Raw genomic sequence first — 18441 nt, 5'->3', positions numbered from 1 at the left:
TGCAAAATTTTTCCGCTCGGCCTATAATGTGGGAGCAGTGAACATTGGACAAGCGATCTATTGCGCTGCACAATATTTGTCCAGGTATCAATATCGGTATTGCGATAGGAAGCGGTTATGGCCAAAGCGCGGACGAACTTTTCCGAGATCCCCTTGGTGGATGTTTCCGGCCTTCGGTCGTCTGACCCGGAAAAGCGCATGGCGGCGGTGAAGGATCTTGACCGCGCCGCCCGCGATGTCGGCTTTGTCTATATCGCCGGCCACGGAATCCCGGAAGAGACGGTGGAAGGGCTGAAGCAGGCAGCCAAGGCGCTGTTCGCTCTGCCGCTCGAAACCAAGATGGACTATTATATCGGCAAGTCGACCAACCATCGCGGTTATGTTCCCCAGGGTGAGGAATTCTACGGCGAAGGCGGCGGCGATTTGAAGGAAGCCTTCGACACCGCGCTGGACCTGCCGGCGGACGACCCCGATTATCTCGCCGGAAATCGGATGCTCGGCCCGAATGTCTGGCCGGACGAAGTGGCCGATCACAAGGCGGCCGTCGACCGCTATTACGCGGCGGCTTTGGATCTGGGCAAGGATTTGCTGCGCGGTTTCGCCCTTGGACTGGGACTACCCGAAGACATTTTCGTCAAGCATGTTTCAAAGCCGACCAGCCAGTTGCGCCTGATCCATTATTGGGAAACCGACAAGGTGGTGAGCGCGGAGGAACAGGCGCGGCTGAAACGGATGGGGATAGGCGCCCACACGGATTACGAACTTTTCACCATCCTGCTGCCGACCGCGCCGGGGCTGCAGGTTCTGCGCAATGACGGCGAATGGGTCGACGCGCCGCCGGTGGAAGGCACCTTCGTCATCAATATCGGCGATATGCTGGAGAACTGGTCGAACGGTCTCTATGTGGCCAATTCGCACCGTGTCGATCGGGTGAACGAGGAACGCTATTCCTTTCCGCTGTTCTTCGCGACAGACTACGAGACCGTGGTCTCGCCGATACCGGAATTGATCGAGGCGGGCACGGAAACCAGATACGGTCCGATTTCCGCCGGCGACCACCTGGTGGCGCAGACCATTCAGACCTTCAAATATCTGAAGGATGTCGATCTGCCTGACGGATCGCTGGAGACCAATCAGTTCGGCCGTTTCCACCTGGAAAAGCAGGCGAGTTAGGATACGCGGCGATCAATACATCGCCGCGCCGCCATTCACATCGATGATTGTGCCGGTCATGAAACGGGAATCGGGACCGCACAGGAAGGCGGCCGCCAAGGCGACTTCCTCCGCCGTTGCGACCCGTCCCAGCGGAATACCTTCGCCGTCCTTTACCCAACTGTCGTAGTTCTTTTCCGCACGCAGCATGTCCGTATCCGTCGGGCCGGGGGCCAGCGTGTTGACCAGGATGTCGGGCGCCAGTTCCCGGGCTAGGGCGCGTGTGAGGGTGATGACCCCGCCTTTGCTGGCGCAATAGGCGGCATATTCAGGCCGACCTAGATGGCCGAGTTCGGAGGCGACGTTGACGATGCGCGGTTTCTCCGCATCTGGCATGCCTTTGCGGAAATAGGGCAGGGCGGATTTGGCCGTCAGGAACACACCGCGCAGATTGATCGCGATGACGCGGTCGAAATCCTCCATCGTCGTCTCCGCGAGAGGTTTCTCAACCATGATGCCCGCATTGCTGACGACCCCGTCCAATCGGCCATGGGTTTCGTGAAGCGCGGCGAAGGCGGCTTTGACCGAGGTTTCGTCGGTGACGTCGCAGGCTATGGCTTCACGACCTGCCGCGGCGGCGGGATCGATATCGAACGCGACAGCGATTGCGCCACGCGCGTTCAGGACGGAACAGACCGCTGCGCCGATGCCTCTGGCGCCGCCGGTCACGGCGAAGACCTTGCCGGAAAGCGGCAAGCTTTCAGTGGACTGAGTTGTCATCGACTAGGCGACTTCCCTGGTTTTGATCGCATCGGGTTTTTCCGACCCGGCGGGTGTCTCATCGCTGATAACCGCATGTTCCATCTTTCCGGCCCATTTCAGGAAGATGTCCTCCATGCTCTGTTTTTCTTCACTTTCGTCCGGGTCGAGAGGCGCCTTGCGGGTGGGGTCCAGGCGGATGTCGTGGACGATAGTCGATCCATAGGCTTCGGGTGCCTGCGGATCCTGTCGGGTCTTGTCGACCATCAGGATGCGGGTGCCCAGCGTGAAGGCTTCCTGGATATCGTGGGTTACCATCACGATGGTCATCTTGTTGGCGCGCCACAGATCCAGGATCAGTTTATGCATCGACTTCTTGGTGCTTTGGTCGAGCGCGCCGAAGGGTTCGTCCAGCAACAGCACTTTCGGTTCCATGATCAGGGCCTGTGCAATGGCAAGACGCTGTTGCATGCCGCCGGATAGCTGGGCCGGATATTTCTCCGCCGCATCCGCCAATCCGACCTGTTGCAGCAATTCCATCGCTCGGTCGCGAAGCTGCGCCTTTCTTGATCCGAACAGGCATCCGGCAAACCGCGATTGGCGAAAACTGGGGCCGGCCATGACATTGGCCAATACGGTCTTGTGAGGGAAAACGGAATAGCGCTGAAACACGACTCCACGGTCAGCCTGGGGCTCCACATCGATCGGTTCGCCATCGATCAATATCTCGCCGCGCGTCGGTGTTTCCTGGGACAACAGCATACGCAGAAGCGTGCTCTTGCCGGCGCCCGAGGACCCCAGGATCAGGCAGAACTCGTGATCTGGCAGCGTCACGTTAACCCGTTCCAGCACCGGGACGCCGTTATATTCCTTGAAGACGTTATTGATCGTGATCTCGGTCATATCGCGTCGTTCCTTTGCCGGTTCATCGAATGTGGTGCCAACGGCACAAGGCGCGCGAGCCTAGCATCAACAGGTAATCCATCAGGAAGGCCAGGAGGGTTATCCAGGCGACATAGGGCAGGATGACATCCATGGCGAGATAACGCCGGACGAGGAAGATCCGGTATCCCAAACCGCCTTCCGAAGCGATTGCCTCCGCGGCGATCAGGAACAGCCAGGTTGCGCCCAGCATCAGGCGCAGCGAGTCGATCAAGCGCGGCAGGATCTGCGGGAAAACAACGTGGATCAGGATCTGCCAACTCGATGCGCTCAAAGTCTGCGCCTTGACGATCTGTTCTTTCGGGATGGCGACGGTCGCCATGGCCATGTCGCGGACCAGAAAAGGGGCGACGCCGAAGATGATCAGGACGATCTTCGAAAGTTCGCCCAATCCGAAAATGATGAAAAGGATCGGAAGGACGGCCAGCGGCGGGATCAGCGAGAAGGCCGCCATGAACGGACCGAACAACCGATTTAGATACGGCAGCAGACCGATCGGCAGGCCAAGGACAACCGCAATGACGGTCGAAATCGAAAGGCCGAGAAAAATACGCTGCAGGCTGATGAGCGTATCCGTCCAGAAAACATATTCGCCCGTGCGCCTGTTCTCGGTGAAGGCCAGGGAATTGATCGCATCGACGAAGGCTTGCAGCCCCGGCATCAGCTTGTCGTCCGGATTGGCGCTCAACCGTGCGTCGGACCCGATGAAATAGACGCCGAGGAGAAAAGCGAACGGCACGATCGCCAGAAGCAGACCGCTATGCCGGTCCGGGACGTAATTAATGGCGCGACGCATTTCCGTGACCTTTGTCCTGCGCGTTGACGTAAAGAATGGGGCGATCGCGGAAGCCGACGCAGCCGAGGCCCTGGCTGCGCCAGCGTTCCTGACGACCGGCGATCAGAGCTCGCCCTTCACGGCCATTTCGGTGAAGGAGGAGTCGATGCGCAGCTGGATGTTACCCTTGTCCCCCAGGACAGTGCCGTCCGGGAATTCGATGCCGATGAAATCAGCCGAGGCGGCGGCTTCGCCGAACAGACCGACATCGTAGGAGAAGGTGCGAACGAAATCCCAGGTCTTCTGATGACGTTTGGAATTCATCAGGTCGAGGGCTTCGGCGGGATCGTAGTACATCTTGGTGCTGGCGAGCTGGGCCTTGTATTCATCGACGGAACCGCCGGACGCGTCGGCGAGGTCCGCGATCATGGATTCGGCCGCGGCGTCGCCGCCATTCATGATTGCCATGGTTTCATACCAGGCACCGACCAGGGCTTTGGCGACGGCGGGGTTCTCCTTGACCGTCTTCGTATGCATCAGCATGACGTCGACAATCTCCTCCGGCGTGGATGCGCTGTCGAAGATGCGCTTGGTGCCGGCGACCTTGGTTTCCATTTGCAGCAGCATCGGGTTCCAGGTGACGGCATGCTGGATTTCATCCGACCCCATATAGGCCGGCGCGATATCCGCGTCGGTGATGTTGACGGTCTTCACGTCGCGCAGGGACAGGCCGTTCAGTTCCAGGGCCCGGGACAGCAGATAGTGCGACACGGTCAGCTCAAAGAGGTGAATGGTTTCACCCTTCAGCGACTTGATGTCGGTAATGTTCTTGGAAAGGATCCCGTCATTCCCGTTCGAGAAGTCACCGGCGAGAACGATGGAGGTGTCGACGCCGCTGGCGGCGGGGATGGTCAACCCGTCCATCGAGGCGACGGCCATGCCGTCAATCTCTCCGGCGGTGAACTGGTTGATGCCGCCGACATAGTCGTTGACCTGGATGACCTCGATATCGACACCATATTTCTTGGCCCATTTGTCGAGAATGCCGCTTTTCTCCATCCAGCCATACGGCATGAAGCCGACATAGATGTTGTAGGCGAATTTATAGGTTTTCGCTTCGGCGGCACCGACGGCGCCGGTCATCAGGGCGGCGGCGATGGCCACGGCCGACGCCATCTTCCCCACCGAGAACCTCTTCAGCGATTTCTTGTTGGTCAGCATTGCAAATACTCTCCTTCTCCACAGATCGCGGGTTGAGCCCCGCGTGAAACTCGGCTTGTGGGCCGTCTCACTTCCCCGTCCGTCCGGCGCACTTTTTTGCTTGCGGCGCCTTGGTTCGAACCTGTCGTCAAATCTGTTGCTCGGCGGCCACGGGACCGCAGGCATGCGGGACATCCGGCCAGCCCTCGGCCAGTGCCGTTTCGATCCAATTCTCCAAATCTTCGACGATGGTCCGAACCATCATCTCGCCGTCTTCGGCGCTGGATTCTGTCGGTCTGCCGACAACACCGTTCGGGGTCGTAGCCGGCATGGCATAGGAAAAGACCTTGCCCGGCGTGACGTCGCCGACATCTTCGGCGTGGTCCGGGCGCACCATTTCCGGGCGCAGATGCATCAGGATCGAGGTCTCGCCCCGATTGGCGTGAATATCGTCGCCGTCGCGCAGATAGAGGTCCCGCGCCCGGCGGGAGATTTCCCACAGCCCCATGGTCGCATAACGGCAATCGGGGAACTCATAGCGGAGTTGAAGGATTGCGCTTTTCAGCGGCGGGTCGTTTGTCGCGTGCCCTGACAGCAGAAGCACCTTGCGGATGCGGTTTTTTGCCAGCCAGCGGCACGACTCCAGGACGACCTGAGTCAATGTCATGGGGTGGAGCGAGAGCGTTCCGGGCCATTTGTCCGTATGGCCGAGCGAGCATCCATAGGGGATGCCGGGTAGGACCAAGGCACCGCTTTTCTCTGACGCCAGAACGGCGATGGTCTCTGCCGAGACCGTGTCGCAACCGGTCGCCAGATGAGGGCCGTGCTGCTCCGTCGCGCCAACCGGCAGGATGGCCAGATCAATGCCCGACGCGATGGCGTCGCCGATCTCGGTGCTGGTCATCAGATCCCAACGGGGCATGTAAACTCCTACGCGGTTTCGAGCCCATTGCCGGTGCCGATATGGCTGTTTCGGCAAAACGCGGATGAAGAGGGAAGAGCAATGGATATGCCAGCCCGGTTCTGTTTGAATTTGTTCGGTTTTTTCGGTTGAGGGTAGGCGTTCTGCCTAAACTTTGAACTGATTCATTTTTTCGAATGGTCAAAAAATAGGCATGATTAAAAAATGGACATTTACCCGGGTAGTCCGGATCAATGTGCCGGCCTACAGAAATCAACGGCTTGGCTTCTATTCGGCGCTGAGGCGCGGCAATGGCCCTCTTTTTGCTGAAACTTCCCCAAATCCATTGAACCTGTTTTTGGGGGTGCCAAATGAGCGAAGCGAGTGTGAATGACCCGGCCTTGATTGCCGAAACGAAGCGGAAACTGGAGGAGTTGGGGGTCAAATACTGCTTCGCCGCCTATGTCGACGTGAACGGCGTGCCGAAGGCCAAGACGGTTCCGATCGACCGGTTCGAAAAAATGGCCAAGGGCTCCGAACTGTTCACCGTGGGGGCGATGGATGGGATGGGTCTGGTCGGTCCCGAGCAGGACGAATGCGCGGCCGTCCCGGATTTGAGCTCCATGACCGTTCTGCCTTGGGACAAGCGCTTCGCCTGGTTTGCGGCCGACCTTTACTATCACGGAGAGCCCTATGCGAACTGTTCCCGTACCATTCTGAAAAAGGCGGTCGCGGAAGCCGCGAAGCAGGGCTACGTCTTCAACCTCGGCGTCGAGACGGAGTTCTACGTCTATCGCAAAACGGAAGACGGCATCGAACCTGTTCAGGAACGACGGTTCAAAGGGCCTTGCCCGGCCTATGACGTCAACCAGACGGTTCTGGGGTCGGTGTTCCTGGACCCGCTGGTGACCGCAATGAACGAACTGGGCTGGGGCGTCTATTCCTTCGACGCGGAAGGCGGGCACGGCCAGTTCGAAACCGATTTCGACTATGCCGATGCATTGACCATGGCCGATCGCGTCACCTTCTTCCGCTTGATGGCAAAGTCGATCGCATCCCAGATGGGATTGGTGGCCTCCTTCATGCCAAAGCCGTTCTCCACCGACTTCCGATCGGGCGCGCATTTCAATATGTCGCTGGCCGATGCCGAGACCGGCGTGAACCTGTTCGATCGTGACGCGATGGGGACGGGCGCGCTGGCGGAAAAGCACGGTATCGCTTTCCCGGATCTGGGATATCATTTCGTGGCGGGGCTGTTGGATCATGCCCAAGCGCTGTCGGCGATTACCTGTCCGACGCATAACTCATACAAGGGATTGCTGGCTCAGGGCGCCATGCCGGACATGAGCTGGGCGCCGGTGCTGCGCTGTTACGGCGACAATAACCGGTCCGCCATGCTGCGCCTGCCGATGAGCCGCCCCTGTATCGAGAACCGCGCACCGGACATGTCGGCCAATTTCCATCTTTCCGCCGCCTTGTCCCTGAGCGCCGGCCTGGAGGGCATCGCCAAGAACGCCGATCCGGGCAGACCGTTCAACCAGAACCTTTATCAAAGCCTGGGCAAGGCGTCGGCCAAGGGCGTTCACAAGGTGAAGGGGGGGGCCATCCGCCGTTTGCCGCGCACGTTGCTGGAGGCACTGGAAGGGTTCGAGATCGACCCGCTGGTCGCCGAGACGTTCGGCGCCGAGTTCCGCGATATCTATCTGGACTTCAAGATGAAGGAATGGGAGCGCAGCTTCTATACGGTGTATGCGGAAGAACGCGAAGAGATGCTCGAGTTTCTGTGAGGGCGTTTAACCCTCCATCCTGCATTCCGGCGACGCTGCCGCGTCCGGCGCCAGTCAGGGATTGAGGGTTTCCGCATCGGTGCGGGAAGGCTGGCCGCCATGCGGCTGGGCCGGCCCGTCGGTCATGTTGCCGCGGACCATGTTCAAGAAGGCGCCGGCGCTGGGGGAGAGAATCTGTCCGGCACGCCAAATCAGGCCGATCCGCCGCTCGGTTCCGAAATCCGAGATCGGTCGTTGAACGAGGTTCCAGTTCCCCAGAACGGGAAGCGTGAGTTCGGGCAAAGCGGTGACGCCCAGACCCTCGCTGACGAGCGCACCAGCGGTAGCCAAATGGGACACCTCGTATTGCGGTTCCAGCGGATGACCGATCCGCTGGCAGGCCCAGTCGACCAACTCGCGGACGCTGGTGCCCTTCGCCATCGCGATGAAGGGCATCTCCACGATCTCCTGCCAGGAATAGGGGCGGGCTTCTGACAGGGCGCTGTCCGGTGTGCCGATGGCGATGAACCGGTCCTCCATCAAGCGCAGGAAGGATAGCCGACCGCGCGGGCTCACCGTGGCGGCGGTAAAGCCGATATCCGCCTCTCCGTTTTCAACGGCATGGAGGACGCTGTCCGACAAGGCGTCCAGGACGACCACGTCGACCTTGGGATGCGCCGCCTTGAACCGGGTCAGCAGGCGCGGCAGCAGGCCGGCCGTGACGGACGGCAGGCCGGCGATGACAAGCCTGCCGTTTCGGGCGGCGAGATAGTCGCGGAAATCGGTCATTTCCAGATCGGCGACATTCAGCATCCGCTCTGCCATTGTCGCGAAAGCCACTCCCTGGTCGGTCGGTGATACGTTGCGCGTGTCCCGGTTGAACAGGCGCGCGCCGACGCTCTCCTCCAACCCCACGATTTGACGTGACAGTGCCGAAGGGGACAGGCCGATTTCTTCCGCTGCCCGGCGAAACGATCCATGGCGGAAGACGGCCATGAAAGCCTGGCAGTCGCGTAGATCAGGATAATTGCGCATAACGCAACAATTATAAAATAAATCGAAACTCACGCAATAAACTTTCAAGGATATCGTTTCGTGTGAACCTGGATTACAGGTCGAATATGGGAGGAAATCATGAATTCAATTACCCGGGCGCTGTTCGGCGCCACCGTGGCATTTTCTGTTGCCGGCACCGCGTTTGCAGCGGACAAGAATCTGTTGATCGGCTCTACCTCGGCATCGTCCAGCCATTACGGCTACTTCGTCGCCGTCGGCCAGTTGATCAACGATAAGGCTGATGGCTTGAGCTCGACCGTCGTCGAGACCGGCGCGACGCTGGACAATATCCGCCGCATGGAACGCGGACAGGTCGACCTCGGCCTGGTGACCACGAATGTTGTGCAACACGCCGTTTCCGGGACGAAAAAGTTCGATGGCAGGCCGCAGAATCTCTCCCTGCTTTGGGTCTATACGGGGGCGCCGCAGAATGTCGTGACCCGCGCGGACGCGTCGGTTGAAAACCTGGAGGGGTTGAACGGTGTACGGTTCAATCCGGGGATCAAAGGCTCCGCGACCGAAGCGACGACTGAAGCCGTCTTCTCGACGCTCGGCCTTTCGGCGGACTATGTCCGCGGGTCGACCACCGATATCGTCAGCGCCATCAAGGACAATCGCGTTGCGGGCTATGTGAAGTCCGGCGCGGGTCTGAAGCTCGATTCATCGACCATGGACATCGCGACCCAAACGCCGATCCGGATCCTGGGATTGAGCGATGCCCAGGCCGATAAGCTGATTGCCGAGATGCCGGACATTTCCGTCGTCGACATTCCGGCCGGCGCGGCGGACGGCATTCCCGCCTACAAGACCTGGAGCTTCGGCGTCGGTGTCGCCGCCGGGCCGGAAATGTCCGAAGAGGATGCCTACAAGATCGTGAAGGCGATCATGGAGGACACCTCCGTTCAGGGGAACGCCATGGCCAGCGTGAAGGGCGTGAACCTCGCGGAGCTGACCCTGCAATACGGGACGGTGCCGCTGCATCCGGGGGCCGCGAAATGGTTCACCGAGAACGGCTATGAATTGCCGGCCAAGCTGAAACCAGCCAATTGATCCGGACGGGACGGCTGAGATCATGTTTGAGCGAGTACAGCAGGGCTTGGCCGTCCTGGTCGGTTGTTTCGTCTTCTACACGGCGGCAACCGGCCCCTTTGAAGGCCTGATCCAACGCGCCGTTTTCCTCGCCCTGGTGACGGCGCTGGGTTTCACGCTGTATCCCTTGGGCAAGGGCAGGAAGTGGCGGCCGGTCGGCGCGGCGGTCGACCTCCTATTGACCGGCGCCTCCGTGGCAGCCTGCGCCTATATCGTTGTGCATTACGACAGGATCATGACGACCCTGCCCTGGGCGGAGACGGTGGACATCGCCCTCACGGCGGGACTGGTGGTCGCGCTGCTCGAATTGGGCCGCCGGACCGTCGGACCGATCTTTCCGATCCTGGTGTCGGCGGGAATCGCTTACGCGCTGTTCGGCAACCATCTGCCCGGTCCGCTGCAGCATCGCGGTTTCGATATAGCCTTTGTGACGGAGACGATCTTTCTGGGCGACCTGGGTGTCTGGGGCATGCTGACCGGCGTCGCCGCCACGGTGATCGCCGCCTTCGTCCTGTTTGGGGCTCTGCTGTTGCATACCGGCGGCGGGCAGGCCTTCATGGACCTCGCCATGCGCCTCGGCGGTCGACAGCCGGGCGGGGCCGCCAAGATCGCGACGATTGCCAGCGGCCTGTTCGGTATGATCTCCGGCTCCGCCGTCGCCAATGTGGCGACGACGGGTAATTTCACCATCCCGATGATGAAAAGGCTTGGCTATCCGGCCCCGCTGGCCGCGGCGGTCGAAGCCGTCGCCTCGACCGGCGGCCAGATCGCACCGCCGATCATGGGGGCGGCCGCCTTCGTAATGGCTGAAATTCTGGGTGTCTCCTATCTCACCATCATCCTGGCGGCGATCATTCCGGCGGTGCTGTTCTATGTCTCCGTCTTCGTTACCGTGCATATGCTCGCCTTGCGCCGATCCCTGGCCGTCGTGCCGGACGATGAACTGCCGCCCTGGGCCGAAATTGTGAAGCCGCGCCGGGTCCTGCCGGTGCTTTGTGCTCTCGGCGGGCTCGGCATCGGGATCTGGCTCGGCAGATCGATTTCAACCGCGGCCTTCTACGGTATATGCGGCCTGCTGCTGGCTTTCGTTCTGGTGCGTGTCGGGCAGACCCCGACGCGTGAATTGATCAGGATGGTGGTGGACGGATTGGCCGATGCGGGCCGCGGCATGGTGATCATCGGTGTGTTGCTGGGTGGGGCGCAGATCCTTGTCTCCATGATCAACATGACCGGGATCGGCGTCACGCTGTCGTCCCTGATCGTCACGCTGGCGGGCGATTCCGTCATTCTGGTCTCCCTGATCGTCGGGCTTGTCTGCCTGGTGATGGGAATGGGGTTACCGACGACGGCCGCCTATGTTCTGGTCGCGGCCGTTCTGGCGCCGGCGATGACCGCGGTCGGGGTCGATCCGCTGGCTGCGCATCTATTCGTCTTTTATTTCGCCACCATCTCCGTCATCACGCCGCCCGTCTGCGTTGCGGTATTCGTCGGCGCCGGTATCGCCAGAACGGATTGGTTGCCCGCCGCGATCGAAGCGGTACGGTTGGGGGCGGTGACCTATATCGTGCCGTTCACGCTTCTTCTGTATCCGGGCATGACCATGCGCGGCGGTGTGCTCTCAATTTTTGAGGCGGTGATATCGGGACTGGTTCTGGTGGTCTCCGTGCCGGGACTGCTTTCGGGCACGCGGTTCAGCGGCGTGCGGTTGGTGGATATGGGGTTGTACGGCGCGGCCATCGCGGTGGCCATATGGCCGAATCCCATGGGACCGTTCCTGGCTGGCGCGATCCTGATCGGTGGAACTCTAATCGGGCGTCGACGTAGGGAAGTGTTGCAATGAAGACAGTAAGGATCGGATCGGGTGCCGGTTTCGCGGGGGACAGGATAGAACCGGCCGTCGAATTGGCGGAAAAGGGCGAACTGGATTACCTCGCATTCGAATGCCTTGCAGAGCGTACGATCGCACTTGCTCAGCAAGAAAAAATGCACGATCCGTCAGCTGGTTATGACGGAATGCTCGTCCGGCGCCTGAAGGCCGTGCTGCCGGCGGCGCGGGCGAAGGGCACGAAAATCATCACCAATATGGGGGCCGCCAATCCGAAGGCCGCGGCCGAGGCGGCCCAACGCGTCGCCAGGGAGATGGGATTGAAAGGGCTGCGGATCGCCGCGGTCACGGGCGATGACGTCCTCGACCTGATCCTGCAGGGGGATTACCGCCTGGACGGTGATGGCCGGCCGGTTTCCGAACTCGGCAACAAGCTGGTGTCGGCCAATGCCTATACCGGGATCGAGGGGATCGTGGATGCACTGGAACAGGGCGCCGATATCGTCATCACGGGCCGCGCCGCCGACCCCGTGCTTTTCCTTGCACCGCTGGTACATGAATTCGGTTGGGCGCGTGACGATTGGTCCGCCCTCGGGCGTGGTACCCTGGTCGGACATTTGCTGGAATGCGCCGCCCAGGTGACCGGCGGTTATTTCGCTGATCCCGGGGTCAAGGATGTGCCGGATATGCTGCATATCGGTTATCCGCTCGCCGAGGTGCGGGCGGATGGCGGCGCGGTGATCACGAAGGTGGCGGGCAGCGGCGGCGTGGTGTCGACCGCGACCTGTACGGAACAACTGCTCTACGAAGTTCACGATCCCTCCACCTATTTCCAGCCCGATGTGGTGGCGGATTTCTCGAAAGTGACGTTCACCCATGACGGTCCGGACCGCGTCGTCATAGACGGGGCCGCGGGCGCTAAGCGGACGGGCCTGCTGAAAGTCTCTGTCGGATATGTGGACGGCTGGATCGGCGAGGGGCAGATCTCCTATGCCGGACCGGCGGCGGAGGAACGGGGACGCCTCGCGATCGACCTTGTCGAGCAGAGGCTGGCGGCGCTGGGTCCGAAGGTGCTGGAAAGCCGCGGTGAGTTGATCGGCGTGAATTCCGTGCTGCCGGGCAATGTCTCCCAGGCCCCGCCGCGCGAGGTCCGGGTGCGGTTCGCCGCCCGCTGCGAAAGCCGCGAGGATGCGCAGAGGATCGGGGAGGAGGTGGAAAGCCTCTATCTCAACGGTCCTTACGGCGGGGGCGGGGTCACCAAACAGGCGCGGGAAGTCGTCGCCATCGCCTCGACCTTTATTCCGGAGACGCTGGTCTCCCAGACAGTGACGATGTTGGAGAGCTGAGATGCAGTTGCGCGACATTGCTCATTCCCGCACCGGCGACAAGGGGGATACATGTAATATCTCCGTCATCGCCTATCGTGCCGAGGATTGGCCCCTGATCTTGAGTGAGGTGACGGCTGAACGCGTGGCCGCGCATTTCGGGCCCGTCATGGGCGGAGACGTGGTTCGCTATGAACTGCCGCAGCTTCACGCCCTAAATTTCGTGCTGCGCGGCGCACTTGCCGGCGGGGTCACCCGCTCGCTCGCGCTGGATGCCCATGGCAAGGCTTTGGGCTCCACCATCCTGGATATGGAGATTGGTGAGTAGGGCGCGGTAAATCTTCATAAGACACTACTTGCCGTGCGGTTTTGCAGGATACAGCATACCGGCGCGGTACGGCCCTGGCGGGCTGAAGCCGGCATGGATTTTTACCTGAGGGACGCCGGATGTCAGGACCGATCGAGAGCGATGACCTGCAAGCGTGGCATGCGGAGAACGCTCTGGCGGCGTTGGAGCGCTTTGGCGTCGGTTCGGGCGGCTTGTCATCCGCCGAGGCGGCCCGGCGCCTTGATACCTATGGCTTGAACCGCCTGCCAGAAGCGGCGAAACGCGGTCTGCTGGTCCGGCTGCTGCTGCAGTTCCATAACGTTCTGATCTACGTGTTGCTGGGATCCGCCGCGATCACCGCCATTCTCGGCCATTTCGTCGATATGGGGGTCATCCTGGCGGTTGTGCTCGCCAATGCGGTGATCGGCGTCATTCAGGAAGGCAAGGCGGAAAAGGCGATGGATGCCATCCGTCGCATGTTGGCCCTGCAAGCTTCCGTCATACGCGATGGCCGGCGTCAGACCGTGGAAGGCGAGAAACTCGTTCCGGGCGATGTCGTGCTGCTGGAGGCGGGGGCCAAGGTGCCCGCGGATATGCGCCTGCTGGAAGTCGCGGGGCTGAAAATCCAGGAAGCCATTCTGACCGGCGAATCCGTGCCGGTGGAAAAGAGCGTCGACCCGGTGAGCGTTGACGCGGCGCTGGGCGATCGCGCCTGCATGGCCTTCAGCGGCACCATGGTGACCAGCGGCCTGGCGAGGGGGGTCGTCGTCGCGTCGGGCGGTGCGACGGAAATCGGCCAGATCAGCGGCATGCTCTCGAAGGTGGAGACGCTGACCACGCCGTTGATCCGGCAGATGAACGTCTTCGCGCAGTGGCTGTCCGTGGTCATCCTGGGCGTGGCGGCCCTGTTGCTTCTATTCGGTCATTTCGTTCGCAACCTGGATTTCGCGGAACTATTCATGGCCGTGGTCGGTCTTTCGGTCGCCGCGATTCCGGAAGGTCTGCCGGCGGTCCTCACCATCACGCTGGCGGTTGGCGTGCAGGCCATGGCCCGGCGCAATGCCATTGTTCGCCGCCTGCCGTCGATCGAGACGCTGGGGGCGGTATCGGTGATCTGCACCGACAAGACCGGCACGCTGACCCGGAACGAAATGATGGTCGCCTCCGTCGCCACGCAGGAGCATCTGTTTCTGCTGGAAGGCAACGGCTACGAGCCGAAGGGCACCATTCGTCTGCGCGGCGACAGCGTCGACGGGCCCGACCATCTGGTCTTGGAGGAAATCGGTCGCGTCGCGGCGCTCTGCAACGATGCCTCCCTGCATGACAGGGAGGGCGACTGGGCGGTCGAGGGCGACCCGATGGAAGGTGCCTTGCTCGCCCTCAGCGGCAAGATCGGTCTCGATCTGGCCGAGGGGGTCGCGAGTTGGAAACGCACCGACACCATTCCTTTCGACGCGAAACATCGCTTCATGGCGACCCTCCACCACGACCGGGAAGGCCATGCGGTGATTTCCGTGAAAGGCGCGCCGGAACGCATCCTGGAGATGTGTCGCGATCAGCGTACGGTCGACGGCGGCGTGACATCGCTTGACGCCGCCTACTGGCATGAGAAGGCCGAGGCGATCGCCGGGCTGGGGGAACGTGTGCTGGCGATCGCCGTGCGGGATGCGGATCAGTCCCACACCGTGCTGGAATTCGCCGATGTGGAAGGCCCGCTGACACTGCTCGGCCTTGTCGGTTTCATCGATCCGCCGCGCAGCGAGTCCAAGGCGGCGGTGGCGGAATGCCGCGGGGCCGGGATCGGCGTGAAGATGATCACCGGCGATCACAAGGGAACCGCCATGGCCATTGGTCGCCAGATCGGCCTGGACCACCCGGACGCCGTCCTGACCGGCGCAGACCTGGAACGGATGGACGATGATGCCCTCGCCGCGGCGGTGCTGGAAACCGATGTCTTCGCCCGGACCAGCCCGGAGGACAAACTGCGCCTTGTCATGGCGCTGCAATCCCACGGCATGACGGTCGCCATGACCGGTGATGGCGTGAACGACGCACCGGCCCTGAAGCGGGCCGATGCGGGGATCGCGATGGGCAGGAAGGGTAGCGAGGCGGCCAAGGAAGCCGCGGATCTCGTCCTCGCGGATGACAATTTCGCATCCATCGTTGCGGCGGTGCGGGAGGGGCGGACCGTCTACGACAATATCAAGAAGGTCATCAGTTGGACGCTGCCGACCAGCACCGGCGAGGCGATGACGATCATCGTCGCCCTGTTGCTCGGCATGACCCTGCCCGTGACGCCCATTCAAATCCTGTGGATCAACCTGATCACCGTTACGACACTCGGGATCGCGCTCGCTTTCGACCCGACCGAGGGCAATACCATGCTGCGGCGGCCCAGGCCGCGGAACCAGCCCTTGCTGACCGGGGACTTGGCCTGGCACATCGTGCTGGTCTCCATATTGTTCATCATCGGCGTTTTCGGGATCTACTTTTATGCCATCGAACAGGGGCATTCCCTGGAACTGGCCCGGACCCTTGCGGTCAACACGTTGGTAGTAATGGAAGCGTTCCAGCTGTTCTTCATACGCAACATGTATGGAGAGCGTCTGGGCTGGCGGACGCTCCGCGCAACCAATGTGGTCTGGATAACCGTCGCCACGGTCACGTTGGCGCAGGCGGCGATGACGTACCTGCCGCCGCTTCAGGCCGTCTTCGAAACTGAAGCGATGCCCCTGAAAGAGACCGTCATGATCTTCGGCATGGGCTTTGCCTTGTTCGCGGTCCTTGAAATCGAAAAACGGCTGCGTCACGGCCTGCGGTGGCGTGGGACGGAATAGGGGCAAAGCATCCCTTGCGCGACGCAGGCCCGGGCGATAGCGTCCCGGCACATCGCGTCGGAACACGGTTGAGCGGATCGGAATGCCTGCGTCATGAATGAAATACTGGCGTATGGCGGTCTCTTTCTTTCTGCCTTTGGGGCGGCGACCGTCCTGCCTATCCAGTCCGAGATCGTCTTTGTCGGCATGCAGGCGGCAGACTATGTGCCGTGGCTCCTGGTGCTCGTCGCAGGGGTCGGCAACACGCTCGGTGCCGTCGTGAACTGGTTTCTGGGGACCTGGATAGAACGGTTTCGGGACCGGCCCTGGTTCCCCGCCAAACAGAAGGCCCTGGACCGCGCCCAGCATTGGTACCACCGCTATGGCAAATGGTCGCTGCTGATGAGTTGGGCGCCCTTCATCGGCGACCCGCTGACCATTGTCGCGGGATTGATGCGTGAAAGGCTTCTGGATTTCGTAATCATCGTCACCATCGCCAAGTTCGGCCGATACATATTCCTGGCTTTGGTGACCGAGGGATTGATCCAGCTCTAGTGCTCTTCACTTTGTATCGATCGTCCGTATGCACGGGGTTCAGTCGTCGAGGTCGTCCAGGTCCTCATAGGGGAATGCGTCGACATCGTCGTAGGGCCAGCGATAGACGATGACCTCCGGCTCGTCGCTCTTCAGCTTTCCTTCTGAATAGGCCTTCAGTGCGGTCTCCGAGACCATGCTGGCGAATTCCGTCGCGATTTCGGCGATCGGAGCGCCGTTGCTAAGGATGTAGTCACGGCTATAGGCGGCCTGCTGAATGCGCATGATGCGCTGTCGAACGAAACCTGACAGTTCGGCGGCCATTACCTTCTTTTCAAGCACCGGCGGGATCAGTTCGCAGCCTTTGGCGAGCAGCAGGAACATCCAATGCTTGTATTCCTCGAAAGCCGGGGTCTCGTCGATGAAAGCCCCGAGTTCGACGAAATAGCCGGCTTTTTCCGCCGGCAATCCCGCCAAAGCCGATTTCAAGACCTGCTGATGGTTCATCCCACCCGTCCACTGTGATGCCAGTGCGGCCAGGATAACGATTTCTTCCGACGGGCAAAGGCGGCCGGAGACTCTTTTCGCTATTTTCTAATGTAATGCAGATCCTGAAAGCGATGGCGGAAGGCCGTCGCGTCGTCGACGGTGGCCGCAGGATCTTCCAACCCGCGTTTGATAAGATCGGCCAGCGGATCCATATCCGCGACCGTCATGCCCCAGCGAACGATTTCCGGCGTGCCGAAGCGCAACCCGTTCATGTCGCCGGGCACCGGGTCTATGGGCAGGCCAATTCCGCAGGTCAGGATATTGGCCTGGCGCAATTTCTTGGCCGCGGCCTGGCCGCCGCCGAAAGCTGCCGCTTCGATGGCGAACTGGTGGGAGGCTGTTGCTTGATTACCCGCGGTGAAGACTGGCAGGCCGCGTTTCTGCAACGCGGCTGCAAGGGCGGCCGCGGTGTCGACCATGGTTTCGGCATAGGCCTCGCCAAATTGCTTCCAATCCAGCAGGGAGAGGGCGAGCGCGGCCGATTTCGCGGCGTCGAAATTCGCCGTCAGACCGGGAAAGGCGATCTTGTCCAAGCGTTCCGCCAGTACCGCGTCGTTCGTGACGATCAGGCCGCCGGCCGGGCCGCCCAGGCTCTTATAGGTGCTCATCGTCATCAGATGCGCGCCTTCATCCAATGGATTGGGCCATGCCTTGCCGGCGATCATGCCGCAAAGATGCGCCGCGTCGAACAACAGGTAAGCCCCGACCTCGTCGCAGATGGCCCGGATCTCGGCGACCGGATGCGGATGCAGGTTCAAACTGCCGCCGATCGTGATCAGCTTGGGACGGACCTGTCGTGCCAAACGTCCTAGCGCGTCCAGATCGACCGTGTAACGCGCGGGATCGACGGGCGCGGCATGGATGTTCAGGCCGTAAAGACCCGCGGCCCCGGGCGCGTGATGAGTGACATGACCGCCGATGACGGCGGCAGGAACGATGATGTCGTCACCCGGCGCGCAGGTCGCCATGAAAGCGTAGAGGTTCGACAGCGCGCCGGAGGCAACTCGGATCTCCGCGAAACCGGCGTTGAAAACCTCTGCGGCGATTTCGGCGGCGATGACCTCTATCCGTTCGATCGCTTCGAGGCCCATCTCGTATTTGTCGCCGGGATAGCCGAGCGAGGGGCGGGAGCCGATGCCCGAGGACAAGACGGCTTCCGCTTTCGGGTTCATGACATTGGTGGCCGGATTCAGGTTGATGCAGTCACGGTCATGGATGTCGCGGTTCCAGGCGACCAACCGGTCGATTTCGGCTTCCTGCGCATCTGCGTCGAGCACAGCCGCCTCGGAGGCCACAGCGATCACGAAATCCTCTGTTTCCGCCGGCACCCAGCCGCGGCGCGTCAGTCTAGTCACGGGCAAATCCTGTCGAAATAGAAGGTGTTGTCTCGGTCGGTCAGCCTACACGCCGCCAAGGGCCGTGCC

At 61.3% G+C, this 18441-nt stretch carries 16 protein-coding genes; 8 read left to right on the top strand and 8 right to left on the bottom strand.

Going from position 1 to position 18441, the window contains the following annotated elements; genetic code table 11:
* The first annotated feature begins 117 nt into the window (after positions 1-117).
* Positions 118-1173 (top strand): isopenicillin N synthase family dioxygenase, encoded by a 1056-nt coding sequence (locus ACQK2G_RS11385; RefSeq protein ID WP_425405150.1) that lies wholly within the window; start codon positions 118-120, stop codon positions 1171-1173.
* A gap of 12 nt (positions 1174-1185) precedes the next feature.
* On the opposite strand, the gene ACQK2G_RS11380 is transcribed toward ACQK2G_RS11385, so the two are convergent.
* From ACQK2G_RS11380 to ACQK2G_RS11360, 5 genes are all read right to left on the bottom strand, one after another.
* Positions 1186-1932 carry an SDR family NAD(P)-dependent oxidoreductase gene (locus ACQK2G_RS11380; RefSeq protein WP_425405149.1) on the bottom strand — a complete coding sequence of 249 codons (747 nt, stop codon included), beginning with the start codon at positions 1930-1932 and terminating at the stop codon, positions 1186-1188.
* A 3-nt stretch (positions 1933-1935) separates the two neighbouring features.
* Positions 1936-2814 (bottom strand): ABC transporter ATP-binding protein, encoded by an 879-nt coding sequence (locus ACQK2G_RS11375; protein WP_425405148.1) that lies wholly within the window; start codon positions 2812-2814, stop codon positions 1936-1938.
* Between the two features lie 22 nt (positions 2815-2836).
* Positions 2837-3649, bottom strand: coding sequence for an ABC transporter permease (locus ACQK2G_RS11370; protein ID WP_425405147.1), 813 nt, complete (start codon positions 3647-3649; stop codon positions 2837-2839).
* A gap of 102 nt (positions 3650-3751) precedes the next feature.
* Positions 3752-4849: a putative urea ABC transporter substrate-binding protein gene (locus tag ACQK2G_RS11365; RefSeq protein WP_425405146.1), complete on the bottom strand. Its 1098-nt coding sequence runs from the start codon at positions 4847-4849 to the stop codon at positions 3752-3754.
* Between the two features lie 127 nt (positions 4850-4976).
* Positions 4977-5750, bottom strand: a complete 774-nt coding sequence (locus tag ACQK2G_RS11360) for a creatininase family protein (RefSeq protein WP_425405145.1) — start codon at positions 5748-5750, stop codon at positions 4977-4979.
* A gap of 350 nt (positions 5751-6100) precedes the next feature.
* Here ACQK2G_RS11360 and ACQK2G_RS11355 point away from each other — a divergent pair, with 350 nt between their 5' ends.
* On the top strand, positions 6101-7516 hold the full coding sequence (locus ACQK2G_RS11355; RefSeq protein WP_425405144.1) for a hypothetical protein: 1416 nt from the start codon (positions 6101-6103) through the stop codon (positions 7514-7516).
* A 54-nt stretch (positions 7517-7570) separates the two neighbouring features.
* Here the strand turns inward: ACQK2G_RS11355 and ACQK2G_RS11350 are convergent, their stop codons facing one another.
* Complete coding sequence (locus tag ACQK2G_RS11350) at positions 7571-8530, bottom strand: LysR family transcriptional regulator (protein ID WP_425405143.1); 960 nt, start codon at positions 8528-8530, stop codon at positions 7571-7573.
* A gap of 99 nt (positions 8531-8629) precedes the next feature.
* On the opposite strand from ACQK2G_RS11350, the gene ACQK2G_RS11345 reads away from it, so the two are divergent.
* The 6 genes from ACQK2G_RS11345 to ACQK2G_RS11320 all read left to right on the top strand — a co-directional run bounded on the left by ACQK2G_RS11345 (position 8630) and on the right by ACQK2G_RS11320 (position 16489).
* A complete protein-coding gene (locus ACQK2G_RS11345) occupies positions 8630-9601 on the top strand; it encodes a TAXI family TRAP transporter solute-binding subunit (protein WP_425405142.1) in 972 nt (323 codons plus the stop codon).
* Between the two features lie 22 nt (positions 9602-9623).
* A complete protein-coding gene (locus ACQK2G_RS11340; protein ID WP_425405141.1) occupies positions 9624-11480 on the top strand; it encodes a TRAP transporter permease in 1857 nt (618 codons plus the stop codon).
* Positions 11477-12811, top strand: coding sequence for an acyclic terpene utilization AtuA family protein (locus ACQK2G_RS11335; protein ID WP_425405140.1), 1335 nt, complete (start codon positions 11477-11479; stop codon positions 12809-12811). Before ACQK2G_RS11340 ends, ACQK2G_RS11335 begins: the two co-directional genes overlap by 4 nt.
* 1 nt (position 12812) lies before the next feature.
* Complete coding sequence (locus tag ACQK2G_RS11330; RefSeq protein ID WP_425405139.1) at positions 12813-13118, top strand: AtuA-related protein; 306 nt, start codon at positions 12813-12815, stop codon at positions 13116-13118.
* Positions 13119-13237: 119 nt separating this feature from the next.
* Positions 13238-15955 (top strand): cation-transporting P-type ATPase, encoded by a 2718-nt coding sequence (locus ACQK2G_RS11325; RefSeq protein WP_425405138.1) that lies wholly within the window; start codon positions 13238-13240, stop codon positions 15953-15955.
* A 93-nt stretch (positions 15956-16048) separates the two neighbouring features.
* Positions 16049-16489, top strand: a complete 441-nt coding sequence (locus ACQK2G_RS11320; RefSeq protein WP_425405137.1) for a YqaA family protein — start codon at positions 16049-16051, stop codon at positions 16487-16489.
* Between the two features lie 39 nt (positions 16490-16528).
* Here the strand turns inward: ACQK2G_RS11320 and ACQK2G_RS11315 are convergent, their stop codons facing one another.
* Entirely contained in the window at positions 16529-16975 is a 447-nt protein-coding gene (locus ACQK2G_RS11315) for a hypothetical protein (RefSeq protein WP_425405136.1), read from the bottom strand.
* Positions 16976-17055: 80 nt separating this feature from the next.
* Positions 17056-18372: a serine hydroxymethyltransferase gene (glyA, locus tag ACQK2G_RS11310; protein ID WP_425405135.1), complete on the bottom strand. Its 1317-nt coding sequence runs from the start codon at positions 18370-18372 to the stop codon at positions 17056-17058.
* Between the last annotated feature and the right edge of the window lie 69 nt (positions 18373-18441).

Origin of the sequence: Hwanghaeella sp., from assembly GCF_965227365.1 — a bacterium.
Lineage (GTDB): Bacteria > Pseudomonadota > Alphaproteobacteria > UBA8366 > Aestuariispiraceae > Hwanghaeella.
This window is presented reverse-complemented; position numbering and strand designations above follow the sequence as displayed.

What these genes read in the sequence shown, in the direction of transcription:
- ACQK2G_RS11340 (WP_425405141.1), top strand. Translation starts at nt 9,624, where the DNA reads ATGTTTGAGCGAGTACAGCAGGGCTTGGCCGTCCTGGTCGGTTGTTTC.
- ACQK2G_RS11375 (WP_425405148.1), bottom strand. Translation starts at nt 2,814, where the DNA reads ATGACCGAGATCACGATCAATAACGTCTTCAAGGAATATAACGGCGTC.
- ACQK2G_RS11335 (WP_425405140.1), top strand. Translation starts at nt 11,477, where the DNA reads ATGAAGACAGTAAGGATCGGATCGGGTGCCGGTTTCGCGGGGGACAGG.
- ACQK2G_RS11385 (WP_425405150.1), top strand. Translation starts at nt 118, where the DNA reads ATGGCCAAAGCGCGGACGAACTTTTCCGAGATCCCCTTGGTGGATGTT.
- ACQK2G_RS11350 (WP_425405143.1), bottom strand. Translation starts at nt 8,530, where the DNA reads ATGCGCAATTATCCTGATCTACGCGACTGCCAGGCTTTCATGGCCGTC.
- ACQK2G_RS11315 (WP_425405136.1), bottom strand. Translation starts at nt 16,975, where the DNA reads ATGAACCATCAGCAGGTCTTGAAATCGGCTTTGGCGGGATTGCCGGCG.
- ACQK2G_RS11380 (WP_425405149.1), bottom strand. Translation starts at nt 1,932, where the DNA reads ATGACAACTCAGTCCACTGAAAGCTTGCCGCTTTCCGGCAAGGTCTTC.
- ACQK2G_RS11345 (WP_425405142.1), top strand. Translation starts at nt 8,630, where the DNA reads ATGAATTCAATTACCCGGGCGCTGTTCGGCGCCACCGTGGCATTTTCT.
- ACQK2G_RS11330 (WP_425405139.1), top strand. Translation starts at nt 12,813, where the DNA reads ATGCAGTTGCGCGACATTGCTCATTCCCGCACCGGCGACAAGGGGGAT.
- ACQK2G_RS11355 (WP_425405144.1), top strand. Translation starts at nt 6,101, where the DNA reads ATGAGCGAAGCGAGTGTGAATGACCCGGCCTTGATTGCCGAAACGAAG.
- ACQK2G_RS11325 (WP_425405138.1), top strand. Translation starts at nt 13,238, where the DNA reads ATGTCAGGACCGATCGAGAGCGATGACCTGCAAGCGTGGCATGCGGAG.
- ACQK2G_RS11365 (WP_425405146.1), bottom strand. Translation starts at nt 4,849, where the DNA reads ATGCTGACCAACAAGAAATCGCTGAAGAGGTTCTCGGTGGGGAAGATG.
- ACQK2G_RS11370 (WP_425405147.1), bottom strand. Translation starts at nt 3,649, where the DNA reads ATGCGTCGCGCCATTAATTACGTCCCGGACCGGCATAGCGGTCTGCTT.
- ACQK2G_RS11320 (WP_425405137.1), top strand. Translation starts at nt 16,049, where the DNA reads ATGAATGAAATACTGGCGTATGGCGGTCTCTTTCTTTCTGCCTTTGGG.
- ACQK2G_RS11360 (WP_425405145.1), bottom strand. Translation starts at nt 5,750, where the DNA reads ATGCCCCGTTGGGATCTGATGACCAGCACCGAGATCGGCGACGCCATC.